Origin of the sequence: Deinococcus arcticus (assembly GCF_003028415.1) — a bacterium.
Taxonomy (GTDB): Bacteria; Deinococcota; Deinococci; order Deinococcales; family Deinococcaceae; genus Deinococcus; species Deinococcus arcticus.
The window spans coordinates 76,480-91,403 of record NZ_PYSV01000011.1; the positions used below are offsets into that span (position 1 = coordinate 76,480).

Genomic DNA, 14,924 nt, shown 5'->3' on the forward strand with positions numbered 1-14,924 from the left:
TTAGTCACCCAAACACCCCCGATGGCCTCGGCTGCCACTGAGCAGAATTGTGCGCTCCACACCGCTATTCTGAACGAACTCATGGCATACAAGCGTCTTATTGAACACCGCCTCCCGCTGGCCGAGGTCAGCACTGAATCCGCCCGCGAGAAGAGCATCAGGCACGGTCACATCTCCACCTTGCACATCTGGTGGGCGCGTCGCCCGCTGGCGGCCAGCCGCGCTGCCGTGTTTGCCACGCTGGTGCCCGACACCGACGAGAACTACGAGCTGGTCAAGAAAATCGTCCCCTGGGAGGCCGTCAAAGAGGGTAACAACGAGGCCATTCTGGAAGCACGTCGCAAAGTGTTGGAGGCTAACGGCGGCGTTCCCCCCAAGGTCCTCGACCCGTTTGGCGGTGGTGGAGCCATTCCGCTGGAAGCCCTGCGTCTGGGCTGCGAGGTCTATTCGCTGGACCTGAACCCCGTCGCGCACATCATCCAGAAGGCTACCCTGGAGTTTCCGCAGAAGTACGGCCAGCCGAACAGTCGCCCTGTGCCCGAATACATCCGCGAGAAGGACCGGCAGGCTGCTGCAATGGCCACGAACAAGGTGAGCACGAAGAATAAGGGCAAGGCCACCCGCCAAATTGGGTTTGACTTCAGCAGCAGCGAGGGCGTGTGGGAACAGGCCTACAAAAAGGACCCACTGGCCACCGACGTGCGGTACTGGGGCGAATGGGTGATGGAGAAGGCCCGCGCCGAGTTGCAGGAGTTCTACCCTCCCGATGAGGATGGAAAGCTGCCAGTGGCGTACTTGTGGGCAAGGACAGTGACGTGTACCAACCCCGCCTGTCGAGCAGAAGTGCCGATGGTGCGGCAGTGGTGGTTAGCAAAGAAGACTGGAAAAAGCCTGGCCCTGAAGCCTATGGTCGACCATGAAGCAAGGCGCGTTGATTTCGCTGTTGTTGAAGTCGGAAAGGGCGAAACATGGCCGGATGAGGGGACGATGCAGCGTGACAACGCCAACTGTCTCGTCTGTGGAAGTATTGCCGATGGAAAGTACCTCCGCGCAGCGGGCAAAAAGTCAAAGTTCAACGAGCAAATGATTGGCGTAGTGCTGATTCAACCAGGTACTCAGGGAAAATTCTATAGGGCTGTCAGGCCTACTGACCAGGAAGCGTTTCTTAGAGCAGAGGAGAAGCTGGCTAGGCTTGCGGCAGATACGAAAGGTCAAAGCCCAAGCCTTATTCCAGATGAACCTATTATTGAATGGTCGGGAGTCTTTAACGCTCCCCTCTACGGTCTTAATACTTGGGGCAGCTTATATAACTCCCGCCAGATGCTTGCAATGGCTACATTCGCGAGGCTGACGCGGGAACTTCCTGGTGACTCAGAGAACCAAGAGTACTCTGATGCAGTCAGGACATATCTTGGAATCCTCGTAAGTAGGCTTTCAAATTACATAAGCAGCTTGACTCGATGGCAGCCGCAGGAGAACCAGCAAAAGGTTGGGAATGCTTTTTCTCGTCAAGCCTTACCTATGGTTTGGGATTACCCAGAAATGTGTCCATTGACAAAAGGAGCAGGCGATTGGGTCGGGGCAGTTGATTTCTCTGTCGAATTCCTGCAGACCACTGCAAAATCTTCAAGTTCTTCCGCGCATGTAATAAGAGGCACGGCGACAAAACTTCCCATAGACGACGAAAGTCTTGATGCTATTATTACAGACCCACCATATTATGATGCCGTTCCATACGCGGATTTATCAGACTACTTCTATGTTTGGTTAAAAAGGAGCCTGGGGCATATATATCCAGCTCACTTCAGAACACCAACAACTCCTAAGTCCCAGGAGGCTACTCAAAACATAATTCGCCACAATGGCAGCAGAGCAGAAGCAAAGACATACTTTGAGTCTACAATGGCAGCATCGTTTAAAGAAATGCATCGCGTGTTGAAGCCGGGAGGTGAAGCAACTATCGTATTTGCACATAAGTCCACAGATGCCTGGGATACGCTAATTAGCTCGCTAATTAAATCCGGTTTTCAGGTCGAGTCTTCATGGCCTTTACGCACTGAAGCGGCTAATCGGATGCGTGCCCAAGGGTCCGCTGCTCTTGCATCCTCCACCTTCCTCAATTGCACTAAACGCACCGCCGGTGGTGTAGGCTACTTCAACGACGTTCGCCGAGACATGATTGCTGCCATTCAACCTCAACTAGCTGAATTCTGGGAATCTGGCATTCGTGGGGCCGATTTCTTCATGTCTGCCATTGGGCCGGGTTTGGAAGCGTACAGCAAGCATGACGAAGTGCGCCGTATGAGTGGCGAAGTCGTGACTGTGGGTGAGTTTCTCGACGAGGTACGGAAAATTGTCATGGAGTTCGCGCTGGAACAGGTGCTGGGGGCCAGAAGTCTAGGCGCAGTTGACGCACCGACCCAGTTCGCGCTTCTGTCCCTCTGGGGCTACGGCCCAGAACTGCCGTCCGATGAGGCCCGCAAGTTGGCGCAGTCTGTGGGCATCGAACTGGGCGAAATTGCCGGACTCGTAACTATGAAGGGCGAAAAGGCGACCGTGCAGGGGATTAAAGCTCGCAGCAAGGACAAGAACCTCGGCCTGAGCAAACACGGCGAGAAGGTCCCAATGGTGGACGCCATGTACCGAGCCGTGGTCCTACTGGGCGGCGGGAGCCGACAGGCGGTGTCAGATTACCTGGGGGCTGTGGGCCATCTGAATGAAGAAGCCTTCTGGCAGACCATGCAGGCCCTGGCCGAAGTGCAGGAGGGCATAGATGACGGGCGGGCGCTGCACGAACTGCTGACCATCCGCGACAACCTGCCCAAGCCCAGCGGTGACGCGATGGATGGCCTGTTTGGAGTGAAAGCATGAGCAACGTGCAAGAAGCGTTCGGCAAGGCAGTCTTCAGCTACGCCGGGGCAGTGCGTGGATATGTCAGCAGCAAGCTCAAAGCCGAATACGGTGAGGGCAAGCCCTGGTTCGAGAAATTCATGGAATCGCTGTCGTTCCAAAAGCAGAACAACGTCAGGAACACCATCGAGGCCGGAAACGTTAAGGCCCCCGAAGACCTGATTGACGTGACCCACTTCAGCGACGTGATTCTGCGGCAGAAAGACATATTCAAGCCGCTGTTCGGCAACCAGCACAGCAAGGCGGTGACCTGGGCGCAGGAAATCGCCGACGTGCGACACGAATACAGCCACCAGAAACCCGTTTCGGACGACGACGCCTACCGGGCACTGGACAACATGGCCCGCCTGCTGGTGCTGATGGACGAGACCGACAAGGCGGCAGAGGTAAAGGCCTTGCGTGACGGCCTGCTGACGGGCGGCAAGGCGACCACCGTTTCGGCAGCAGCCCATGACCCGGCGCTCCAGCCGTGGTGGAAACACGCCCAGCCCCACGCTGACATTCGGAAGGGCCAGTTCGACGAGAACACCTTCGCGGCCAAGCTCGACGATGTAGTCCGCGACGACGGAAGTGCGCCGCTGGAATACCGCCGCGCCGACCTCTTCTTCAAAAAGACCTACCTGACCAAAGAACTTACGGCGGTGCTGGCTGACACCCTCAAGCGCCTTGCTGGGACGGGCGGGGAGTCGGTGGTGCAACTTCGTACGCCCTTCGGCGGCGGCAAGACGCACGCCCTGATTGCCCTGTACCACCTTGCCAAGCACCACGTTGACATCGAAGACGCCGACCGCGCTGCAATTCTGGGAGCTGCCAACCTGACCGAAGTACCCCGCGCCCGCGTGGCCGTGCTGGTGGGCACCCAGCTCGACCCTAATGGCCGCAGCGTGGACGGGTTGACGCTTCGCACACTCTGGGGCGAGATGGCCTACGGGCTGGGCGGCAAGGACGGCTACGAGCTGCTCAGGGCCGCCGACGAGTCGGGCATCTCACCCAGCAAGGACCGTCTGATTGAGCTGTTTCAGGTGGCACGCGGCAAGAAGAACAGCGTCCTGATTCTGATGGACGAGTTGCTGGTCTACCAGGTCAAGGCCGCTGGTAAGCGCGTGGAGGGCACCACGCTACAGGCGCAGACCTTCGCCTTCCTGCAAAGCCTGACCGAAGCGGTCGCGGGCGTGGAGGGCGTCGCGCTGGTCACCACCTTCCCGGAGTCCCACATTGAGTATTACGACCATCAGGAAGCGCCGGAAGTCTTCTCGCGCCTGGAGAAAATCTTCGGACGCGTGCAGGCCGTGCGCGTGCCGGTGCAGGGTGAGGAAATCTACGAGGTCATCCGACGCCGCCTCTTCGACTCCATAGACGAGAAAGCGGCGGAGCAGGTGGCAGGGGAATACAGCCGCCTCTTTGATGCCCATAAAGACGACCTGCCCCCGGAGGCCCGCAACGCCGGGTACCGCAAGAAGATGATGCGGGCCTTCCCTTTCCACCCCGAATTGATTGACCTGCTGTATGAACAGTGGGGCTCGATGCAGAGCTTCCAGAAGACGCGTGGTGTCCTGCGTCTCCTGGCCCGCGTCATCGAGCACGGTTACCTGTCTGGCGCGGCCCGCCCGCTTATCTCTCTGGGCGACGTTGGTCTGGAAGAGGGCGAAATGCAGAGTACCGTCACGCAGAGCCTTCAGGATGCCGAATGGCGGGGGGCATTGGCGAGTGACCTGAGCGCCCCCGGAGGCCGCTCCTACCAACTCGACAAGGAGCAGGGGGGCAATTATGCCCGCTTCCGGTTGAGCCAGACGGTGGCCAGCGCTGTGTTCATGGCCTCGCACTCCGGCAGTGACCGGAAGGGCATCACCAAGCCAGGGCTGAACCTCGCGCTGATGCACCCCGAAGGCATCACACCGATGCTGATTACTGATGCACTGGACCGGCTGAAAAATCGCCTCTACTACTTGCATGCCAACGGCAACTATGTGTTCCGTGCCCAGGCCAACCTGAACAGCGTGTTGGCCGACCGCACCGCCCAGGTCAAGCGCGAGCGAGCAATGGAGTTCGTGCGAGATGCAGCCCAGAAGGCTGTAGGCGGCTCGCTGTTCAAGCCCTTTGTCTGGCCGGAGAGTCACAAGGATGTACCCGATGGCACCGGGTTCAAGCTCGTTCTGCTCGGCCCCGACGCCACTGTGGAAGACCGAGAAGCCCGCGACCGGAAGCTCAGCGTCCTTCAGCAGAACTCAGGGGGCGGGCCACGCATCCACAAAAACACGCTGGTGTACCTCATTGGCAAAGGCGGTGACTTCAACAGGGCCATCGAAGCCGCCCGCACCTTACTTGCCTTGCAGGACATCGAAAAGGACCGCGCTCTAACGCTGAGCCCGGAGCAGAAAGCAGACCTCAAAGAACGCCTGGGCAAACAGACCGATACGGTGCCCAATCTGACCAAGGCGGCCTACACGGCCCTGTTCGTCCCAACTTCCAACGAGTCTGGTGAGGCCGTCTGGCGGGAGCTCGATATCACAGCTCATGCCAAGACCCGCCCCACACTGGAGGCGGCGGTAACGGACGTCCTGCGTCAGGAAGACATGCTCATCTCGGCCATTGACCCTGCGCTGCTCCTCCAGGGTCCATGGGGGCTCTGGCCCACCGACGAGTCTTATCTAGAACTGCACAAGCTCCGCGAATACTTCACCCGCCTGCCCCACCTGCCTTTCTTGGAGGCGGAAGTGGCACTTAAGGGAGCAATCGTACGCGGCATTCAGCAGGGTCTGTTCGAACTAGGCCAGTTCATCGGTTCAGACCCCAAGAACATCTGGGACCGTAAAAATCCTGTGGATGAGGGCAGCATCTTCTTCAGCGAGGCTTACCGTCTGGCAAGACCAGGCACGATTCCCCGGCCCACGCCGGTCAACCCAGACCCACCCATCATCGGCCCTGACCCTGGTCCAAAACCTCCTATCGCGCCACCTCCGCCCCCAACCAAACGTGGCGTCACCTACGTGCGCCTGAACTTGCCTGATGTGACGCTGACGCAGATGCCTGCACTGCTTGATGTCTTTAGTGCTCTCAAGGACGCCAAAGGGCAGGTACAGATGGAGGTCCGGTTGACGGCGAGCAACCCCGCCGGGCTCGACCAAGCCATGCTCGATTTAAGCGTCAAAGAACTTATTGACCAGCATGGGCTGAACGTGGACTGGCACCAGGAGTAAGCGTGGCATTGTACGGACGTGTCAAGAGGTGAGCGACTTACGTGCCCACTGTCCGCGTGAGACTGAGCCTGTTTTCTTCCTTCGTTTCACTTGACGCCCACTTATCCTGAAAGTAGCTCAGAAGAGAGCAATTCAATCCTGCCCAACAGCCGCGAGACCCCATGGGGTCTCGTGGTTTCGTTGTGGCCCTTTCAGGAGGCCCTGATGCCAAATTTGTTCGCCAGTTGGAAAACCACTCACCCCCTCACCGCGCCACTACACATAAGTCCTCGGCCTCTTCCTCCTTTCATCCGGCCTGTGGTTCACCTTCAGGGTGACTTGTCCGTGCAAGCCCAAACTGTTCTGGAGCATCTCCGGCGGGCCAACGCAGAACAGCTACGTCTCTTTCGGCAGGGACGCCGTCTCGTCAGGCGCATCCATGACCCAGAGACCAACCGGCACCGCCTAGAGCCGGTCAACGACCCAGTTCTGTTGTCTGGCGAAATCACCCAGCTGCTGAGATTTGAAAAGAATGGCCGGCCACTGGAGAGCCTGCCGAAAACGCTGGCATCGCATCTGATAGGCCTGGAAGTGGAGCAGTGGAAGCTGCCACAACTTCACGCCATTCGTCGGGTGCCGTTTTTTGACTCTAAGGGGAACTTAGTGCAGGAGAATGGCTATCATCCCAGCCTAGGCATCTGGCTGGACCTGGCTGGCCTGACCCTGCGCAATGTGCCCGCTCACCCCACTCCCAGTGAGCTGTCGGAAGCCAAACAGAAAATTGAGGAATTGCTGGTCGACTTCCCCTTCAGCAATGAGGCCTCCAAGGCAAATACCATTGCGCTGCTGATGCTGCGAAGCGTGCGCCTCATGGTCAACGGCCCTGTTCCACTCATCTTGAATTCGGCCTCCATGCCGGGCAGCGGCAAAACGGCGTTGGCACAGCTTCCAGGCGTTCTCTATGACGGTGAGGTGCCAGGAGTCATGCCAGAGCCTCCACGGGACGACGACGAGCTCACCAAGCGCATCATCGGCGTCCTTCAAGTCGGGCAGGAACTGGCCATCTTCGACAACGTCAATCGGAAACTGGAATCCGCCGTTCTGGCCGGACTGGCGACCAGTTCCACCTTCAGCGGCCGGGCACTGTATCAGCAGGAGCCCCTGACCCTGCCGAACAGAACACAGTGGATGTTCACTGCCAACAATCCGGTGATGTCCAAAGAGTTCGAGCGTCGTTTTTTATTGGTGCGTCTGGATGCCGGGGTAGAGAATCCACAGAACCGCTCCTTCCGTCATCCCAACCTGCACCAGTGGGCCAGTGACCACCGCGCGGAGTTGCTCTGGGCCCTCCTGGTTCTGGTGAGGGGCTGGCAGGCTGCCGGCAGCAAGGCAGGTCAGGTTCTCGAAGGGGGTATGCGACGCTTCTGCGAAGTCCTGGGCGGCATAACCGTGTTTCTCGGCTATGGTCCCGTCTTCGCCAACAGAGAGGAGCTGACCGAGCAGGCTGGCGGCGACGACCATGAACTGCATGATGCTTTGGAGAGCTGGTATACCGCCTTCTCAACGCGCACAGTGACCGCGACAGAACTTGGCGGCCTGTGGCAGAAGGAAGGGCTTCAGCCCGCAGGTCTGAACGGCTTTACCCATGTCCATGTGGGGCGCTATATGGGGACCCTCCGGGGTGTGGTCCTGGGCCCCTACCGGGTCAATATCGAGAAGAGCGGGCGGAACACCCGGTATCGCCTGACTCTGGTCTAACCCAGTCCCGCCTGGTCCCGCGCTCCTTTTGCGCTCTCAACAACAAAAGCGGGAGGTGGGAGGTCATGACATCATCTTTTTCCGAAAGCTTAACCAGGAGAAAAATAGTGTTAGAGGCTTGTCCTCCTCCCGTCGCGGTTGTAACGGTTAGGCCTGCGCCGTAGGGCTGCTTCCTGATGCCACAACGATGATTCGTTCCCCACCAAAAAGGCTGCCACATGGCTGTAAGGCGCCCTACGAAGGTCATCCCCCTGCCCCAAGTCAGGAATCCCCCCAACAGGGCTCGCCCGCAGGGTTGTAGGGCCCCCCTGGCACACCGACGAGCGTCATAGAGGCACCAACAGAAAGCGGGGGCAGACCTGAAGAACCCTATCTGCCTCCAATGGCTTCCCCGTCAACTGGAACAGCGGCTTCGCCGTGCCGCTTCGCGGCAGGATTGCTCTTGAAGCAAGCGGCTTGGCCAGTTTCGGTGTGGAGTCGCAAAGGGCCGGGCAACTGGGGTGCTGATGAACCCAGAAGGCCCTCACCACGTCGCTGGGGCTCCATGTGGTGTGTTCTCGTGCCTGTTTCCTTCTTGGGCCTGACCCTGCAGGCATTCTCTTCCTCTGTGAACTGATTTCTTTCGATTCGACTCTTCTTCTCTCCGTTTATCCGCCCCCTGACCGCCCGGCATGCCGTGGGCGGATTCCTTTTTCTGGAGGTTTCATTATGTCTACTCCCGTTGACCTTCCCGCCTTCGTGGCTGCCCATGCGGCCGGGCAGAAGAATCAAGCATTGGCTCGGCAGTTTGGCCTGAGTGTCAGCACCGTCAAGCGACTGAAGCAGAAGCTTGGTCTTGGCAACAATGACCCACGCAATACTCTGGGCCGCTTAGGCGAGCGTCTGCTTGAGCAAGCCCTGAAAGCCCAGGGCTTCGCAGTCACTATCATGGCCGAAGGACATGCTTTCGACCTTCTGGTGGAAGGACAACGCCTGGAGGTGAAGACTTCGGCGACCCTGAAGGGCAACAGCTGCCGCTTCCGGCTGAACGAACGCCGCAGTTCCAATCACGCCGCGTACCGCTACGACAAGGCCTACCAGCGGGATGCCGACGTTCTGGCTCTGGTGGTCATAGAGGAAGGGGCGCTCAAACAGCTGTACCTGTTGCCGGTCGCACTCTGGCAACCCAGCATCAAGGTTCTGCCGGAGTCACCTTTTTGCCCTTACGCGCTTTACCGGAACGTGACGCATCTCCTCCAGAGACCTCTGGCCGCGTGATGGGGAACCGCCAGAAGGGCAAGGCCCACGCCAGGGTGTCCACGATGAAGTCCAGGCGCTCACGGCTCAGGGTCATTTCCCATACGGGGCTCTCGCCGCCTGGTGTCCTCAGGCTCGCTCGAAGCCCAACAACCGCCCAACCATCTCCCGCCAACACCATCTCTACCCCGCCCTCTGCAATAGCCTTCCGCCAGTGTGAAAGGTTGGCCCGCACACCCGCTGGGTGACCCGCCTGAAAGTCCGGCTCGTTCCAGAGGCGTTTGAGCTTGGGGTTGAGGGGGTCATTGTCCAATTCGGTCATGACCTCCTCCAGTCGGCTGGTGGCTATCCAGAGCAGGAGTGTGGTGGCAGCCTGCAGACCAACGGACGCTTCGTTGGAAATCCCGAATGGATGCTCTTCACGCCAACGGATGTGATTCAAATTGCGCTTCAGAGCCAGGGTCGTGAATCGCAGGCGCTGCTCTTCACTGAAGTGGCCCTCCTTCGTGTCGCGCCTACTCATCGGCGGCCTCCTCCTTGCGACGCGGCCATTCGGTCGGCCGGGGACACCTGGGCATGCACCCGCGAGAGGTCTTCCGGCAGCAGGTTCACGTACCGGCGGGTCATATCCAGCGTGGCGTGACCCATGACGTGCTGGAGGGTAAACACGTCCCCACCATTTCGCAGATAGTTCACTGCAAATGAGCGCCGGAACGCGTGTGGGGCGGCGTGCGCCCTGGGAATCTTTGCCCGCTGTGCCAGGTCGGCCAGCACCTGGGCCACGCCGGAGCGAGACAGGGACTCCCCGGTTCGGCCCAGGAACACATGGTCCACGAAAGGGAACCTGGGCTTGCGGCTCTTGCGCAGGTACCGGTCAAGGGCCTGCGAAGCCATCAGCCCCAACGGCACGATGCGCTCCTTGTTGCCTTTTCCGATGACCCGCAGGTGCCCTTCGGCGAAGTGCAGGTCGCCCATCCTCAGGCCAGCCACCTCAGCCAGTCGCAGGCCTGTATCGAACAACGTCACGACAATGGCGGTTTCCCGGTCTCGGAAATGGCTCTTTCGGGCCACTTCCAGGAGGCGGCGGTACTCCTCCTTGGAGAGCGTCACCATGAGCCGGTGCGGCTGCTTGACCCGCTCCAGCCGAACGGTCGGATTCTTCTCCAGCAGTTCGTCTTTGACTGCCCAGCCAAAGGCCCCTTTGAGGGCCCGGTAATGGGCGTCAATGCCACCTTCCTTCAAGCCGCTCTCTTCCAGATACTCCATGAAGCCCCGAAGGTCTCCAATGCGCACTGCCTCGGCCTGCAAGGAGTGACCTTCCCGCTCCAGATAGGCCCGCAGCTTGCGGGCAGTGGCGTCGTAGTACCGGAGGGTCTCCAGGCTGCGTTTGCGGAGCTTCAGGTGGCGGGCGTGCCGGGTCCAGAGTTCGTCGAGGTGCATAGGTGACTCCTTTCGACGGCCTCTTGTGCTGGGCAGGGGACGGTGGGGGTTCGAAATCGTCTGCTGGCAAAGTTTGACCTGGAGCGCCGACGATTGTTGGAATCCCACCTCACTCATCCTTCCTGAGCCAAAACGAAAAAGCCCGTCTATGACGGGCTTTTTCTAAGGTGGTGGCCAGGGCCGGACTTGAACCGGCGACCCAACGATTTTCAGTCGTTTGCTCTACCAGCTGAGCTACCTAGCCTTCCTTGGCGGTCCGGACGGGATTTGAACCCGCGACCTTCTGCGTGACAGGCAGATATGCTAACCGCTACACTACCGGACCAGTCGCCTTGAAAGGGCTGCAAAAGCAGCGGGGTTAAGGATACCGGCGCACCCCCGCCTTGTCAACGCACGCGGGCCTAGAACGGCGCGGCGCGGACATTCTGCACGGGGTTGGCCTGGCCAGGGTCCAGCATCAGTTCCAGATATTCGCGTCCCTGCAGGGCGTCAATCATGGCAAAGGGGTGGTCTTCGGGGAGCAGAATGCCGCCTTCCATCTGGGTGTGGCCGTACACGCCGAAGCTCAGGCCCGCCATGCGCACGTACTCTGGCGAATCCCGGTACCAGCGCTTGGCGCTGTGGTCGGCATAGAACAGGTCGTCGTAGTGGGCGTGGGCCGGCAGGGGCGAGACGTGGGCAAACTGCACGCCCCCCACGCGCACTTCGCGGGGAAAGGTGCGCATCCAGGCGGCCAGATGGTCCGGCAGGTGCAGGCCACCGTGTTCAGGGTCGAATTCGGCGTGAATCAGGCCGCCGCTGGTGCCCAGCATGTAACTGGTGTTCAGCACCGCGTCGTCGTGGTTGCCCAGAATGATGTGAATGGCGTGCGGCGCCGCGGCCTGGTACGCCTTGAGGCGCTCAAGGTGCTTGACCTGTTCGCGCGCGGCCACAAACAGGTGGTCGGGATTGCGCGGGTCAAAGCGGGGCACGCCCGTCAGGCGGCTGTATTCACGCTCATTTTTGGGATGCACCAGATCCCCGATCAGGACCACCTGATACAGTCCGGCCTGCACCGGCGGCGTGGGCTGCCCGCCGCCGTCCACACAGCTCGCGGCGCGCAGTGCGGCCCACAGCGTGTCGAAATCGGCGTGCACGTCACCGAAAGCCAGGAACTTGCGCATTGCCCCCAGCATAGCGGCTGGGCCGCCGGGTGGGCCGCTTCCCCGGGCCCACCCGCCCAGCCAGGGCCGGCTGACGGCCTCGCCCCTTCCCGGTCAACGGCTCAGCAGAGCGCCGACACAGATCCAGTCCTGGCCCGGGGCCCTTCTTGCGCGCCCCGCTTCGCTGGGTTCTCGGTTGATCTCGAACCCAGCCGCCAGAGCCCTAGCCCTTGAGCAGCGCGTGCAGCTCCTTGTAGATGGCCCGGCTTTCTTCCAGGGTCTCGCCGTAGCCGCGCATCAGGATGCGGGCGGCGTCCCCGCCCCTTCCAGCCACCTTCAGCTGCTCCAGCAGGTCCTCAATGTGGCGCCGGGCCTTGTCCATCTGGGGATCGCGGGGGGGCTCTGGAGGCAGGGCGCGCGAGGCGGCGGCGCGAGGTGCCGGGGTCTCGGTTTCCAGCTCGGAGGTATTGGCGCCGTCCTCGGGGTCGTATTCCACCCACAGCGGCTCGCTGCTGGGCTGCACGCCGTAGGTGCGCGCCAGATCGGCCAGGGCCGCCAGCTTGGCGTCGGCCAGGGTGTGGGCGGTGGCCAGCCCCTCGCGCGCCGCGCCCAGCACACTCAGGCGCGCGCGCACGATGGGCGGCTCCGGGTGGTCGCAGGCCCAGGTCAGGCTCCAGCCGGGGTCAATGGCGTCCAGTTGCGGGGCCAGCACATCCAGGTCGGGGGTCAGGGTCACGCGGGCCTGGTCGCCCCGCACGCTCAGGGTGGCCCAGGCGGTCATGCTGGCGCGAAGTGCCTCGCGCACGCGGTGAGGTTCTGCCATGCGGGCAGTCTACCCACTGCGCGGCCGGCGCGGCGTGTCCAGGGCGGTCCCTCAGGGCTGCAGCGTCAGCACCCGCGTGCGGCCCCAGTCGCCGGGCTGGGTGCTCATGGGCAGGTACTCGCCCGCAATCCAGCGCCTCATCTGGTCGCTGGCGTGCGGGGCCAGCGGACTGCCCGCCTGTCCCAGGCTGCCGATGTACAGGCTGCGGTCGGGCGCGGCGAGGTCCACAATCTGGCGGTAGCTGGCGCCGTGGGTCTGGCGGAAGGTGCCGTGTTCAGGGCGGGCCACGTTCACCGTGTTCGTGCCGCCCGGGGTGGGGGCCGCGTGGTTAAACAGCCACGCCAGGGCGCTCACCTTGCCAAACGCCCGGTGGTTGCTGGCCACCTGATGCAGCTGGCCGTAGGTCCAGCTGGTCATGTCGTTCCCCAGGCGCGTGCGCAGGTCAGCCAGAGCGGCGTCCAGGCTGCGGGTCAGCAGGGCGGCGCAGTTGCCCCGGCCCTGCACGGCGCACAGTTCGCCCTGCTGCTGCAGCTGCCGCAGCACCGAGAGGCTGTTCATGACCGTGTCCTGGCCCAGTTCGTCGCGCGCCATCTCCTGCAGCGCCATCAGCCACGCCTCGAACAGCAGCCCCGCGCGGGTCTCCACGGTCAGGCGGCCGTCCCAGGCGCGCAGCTCGGCCAGGGCGCGCCGGGCGTCGTCGCTGCCGGGGGCGGTGGCCAGCAGCAGGGAGCGGAAATCGCGCCACACGAGGCTCTGGGTGTCCAGCTGCGCGGCCTTCATGTCCTGCAGGCTCAGCTTGGGTCTGGTCCCCAGCAGCTCGGTGATGCGCTCGGCGCGGTAGGGCTCGGCCCAGTTGCGCGCGTTGCCCAGGTTGAAAGGGTACCCCTGGGGCACCACCTGGTTATTGGCGGTGATCACCAGCCCGTCGGCGGGGTTGTACACGTGTGGCAGCTGCGCGAAGGGAATAAAGCCCTGCCACTCGCGCGTGCCGTCGCCAGAGACTGGCAGGCTGCCGTCCCAGCCGGCGCGAATGGGCACGCGGCCGGGGGCGTAGTAGCCGGTGTTGCCGTCCACATCGGCGTACACAAAGCTCTGGCTGGGGGCCACGTAGCGCGACAGGGCCCGGGTGAAGTCGCCCCAGTTCTGGGCGTAGTTCAGGCCCAGAAAGGCGTCCATGGTGGTGTCGCGTGGTTGCAGGGCCGTCCATTTCAGGGCCACGCGCGGGCCCAGGTCGGCGGCTCCGGCGTCACTGATGATGGGCCCATGCGCACTTTCGCGCACGGTGAGGGTGACGTCCGGCTGCCCCTTGACCCGGATGGTTTCGGTGCGGGTGCGCAGCGGGGTGCCCTCCGGCTCGATGTACAGGTCCTGCACATCGGGGTTCACGTTGGTGACCCCCCAGGCCACGCGGTCGTTGCGCCCGATCACGATGGCGGGCAGGCCCGGAATGCTGGCGCCGATGGACTTCAACTGACTGCCCTGCAGGTCGGCCAGATACCACAGCATGGGCGCCGTGAGCGACAGGTGGGGATCGTCGGCCAGCAGCGGTTTGCCGCTGACGGTGCGCTGGCCGGACACCACCCAGTTGTTGCTGCCCTTGCCCGGCACCGCCTGCAGCCCCAGTTCGCGCGCGGCGGCGAGGTGGGCGCGCAGGGCCGCCAGGGTGGCGTCTGGGAGCGCCGGGGCAGCTGAGGTGGGGGCCGCGCGCCTCGTGCGCTCAGGCAGCTCATCGGCGCTGAGGATGGTGGGCGCACCCGCCGGATAGGGCGCGGTGACCTGATCCAGGCCGCCTTCGCCCAGGCGCTGCACCACGCGGGCGTTCAGCACCTCTTCGTCATAATTGCCGCCCAGGTCAAAGGCCATCAGTTTGCTCCACGACAGGCTGTCCACCTCCTGCCAGGGTTCGGGGGTGTAGCCCAGAATGCGGAATTCGGGGGCCACCTTGCCCTGGGCCTGCGCGGCGTTCACGCCCGCCGTGTAGGCGCGGATCAGGCGGCGCGTGCGGGGCTCCAGGGCCGGCAGCGCCGAGAGGGCCGCGCGCTGAAAGCCCCAGGTGCGCAGAAAGCGGTCCTGCGCCAGGGCCGGCTCGCCCAGCACCTCCGCGAGGCGGCCCTGGGCCACGCGGCGCTGAAAGTCCATCTGCCACGCGCGGTCCTGCCAGTGCACGAAGCCCAGGGCAAACACTGCGTCCTCGTCGCTCTGGGCGCGGATATGCGGCACACCCCAGGCGTCGCGGGTGACCGCCACCGGTGCCCCCAGGCCCGGGGCACTCAGCGTACCGGCCGTTCGCGGCTCAGAGGTGGCGCGCAGCCACATGTACGCGCCCCCGCCTGCCGCGCCCAGCAGCCCCAGTGTGACCAGCAGCCCCAGCGCTGCCCGCTTGCCCCAAGAGGGGCGCCTCCTGCCCAGTGTCGTCATGTGATGTGCGCGCAGCATAGC

General features: G+C 62.4%; 8 protein-coding genes and 2 tRNA genes. 4 read left to right on the forward strand and 6 right to left on the reverse strand.

Annotated elements, in window-relative coordinates:
* Positions 1 to 81 precede the first annotated feature (81 nt).
* From C8263_RS12110 to C8263_RS18945, 4 genes are all read left to right on the forward strand, one after another.
* Positions 82 to 2,871, forward strand: a complete 2,790-nt coding sequence (locus C8263_RS12110) for a DUF1156 domain-containing protein (protein WP_107138392.1) — start codon at positions 82 to 84, stop codon at positions 2,869 to 2,871.
* Positions 2,868 to 6,107, forward strand: coding sequence for a DUF499 family protein (locus tag C8263_RS12115; protein ID WP_107138393.1), 3,240 nt, complete (start codon positions 2,868 to 2,870; stop codon positions 6,105 to 6,107). Before C8263_RS12110 ends, C8263_RS12115 begins: the two co-directional genes overlap by 4 nt.
* 297 nt (positions 6,108 to 6,404) lie before the next feature.
* On the forward strand, positions 6,405 to 7,844 hold the full coding sequence (locus C8263_RS12120) for a hypothetical protein (protein ID WP_146160668.1): 1,440 nt from the start codon (positions 6,405 to 6,407) through the stop codon (positions 7,842 to 7,844).
* A gap of 708 nt (positions 7,845 to 8,552) precedes the next feature.
* Positions 8,553 to 9,101: a helix-turn-helix domain-containing protein gene (locus tag C8263_RS18945; RefSeq protein WP_146160669.1), complete on the forward strand. Its 549-nt coding sequence runs from the start codon at positions 8,553 to 8,555 to the stop codon at positions 9,099 to 9,101.
* A 498-nt stretch (positions 9,102 to 9,599) separates the two neighbouring features.
* Here the strand turns inward: C8263_RS18945 and C8263_RS12135 are convergent, their stop codons facing one another.
* The 6 genes from C8263_RS12135 to C8263_RS12160 form a co-directional block, all read right to left on the reverse strand.
* Positions 9,600 to 10,520 carry a tyrosine-type recombinase/integrase gene (locus C8263_RS12135; RefSeq protein WP_158263793.1) on the reverse strand — a complete coding sequence of 307 codons (921 nt, stop codon included), beginning with the start codon at positions 10,518 to 10,520 and terminating at the stop codon, positions 9,600 to 9,602.
* Positions 10,521 to 10,688: 168 nt separating this feature from the next.
* Positions 10,689 to 10,764, reverse strand: a tRNA-Phe gene (locus C8263_RS12140).
* Between the two features lie 5 nt (positions 10,765 to 10,769).
* Positions 10,770 to 10,845, reverse strand: a tRNA-Asp gene (locus tag C8263_RS12145).
* A 76-nt stretch (positions 10,846 to 10,921) separates the two neighbouring features.
* On the reverse strand, positions 10,922 to 11,683 hold the full coding sequence (locus tag C8263_RS12150; RefSeq protein WP_107138398.1) for a metallophosphoesterase: 762 nt from the start codon (positions 11,681 to 11,683) through the stop codon (positions 10,922 to 10,924).
* 202 nt (positions 11,684 to 11,885) lie between these two features.
* Complete coding sequence (locus C8263_RS12155) at positions 11,886 to 12,485, reverse strand: single-stranded DNA-binding protein (protein ID WP_107138399.1); 600 nt, start codon at positions 12,483 to 12,485, stop codon at positions 11,886 to 11,888.
* A 51-nt stretch (positions 12,486 to 12,536) separates the two neighbouring features.
* On the reverse strand, positions 12,537 to 14,903 hold the full coding sequence (locus C8263_RS12160) for a penicillin acylase family protein (RefSeq protein ID WP_107138400.1): 2,367 nt from the start codon (positions 14,901 to 14,903) through the stop codon (positions 12,537 to 12,539).
* Positions 14,904 to 14,924 lie beyond the last annotated feature (21 nt).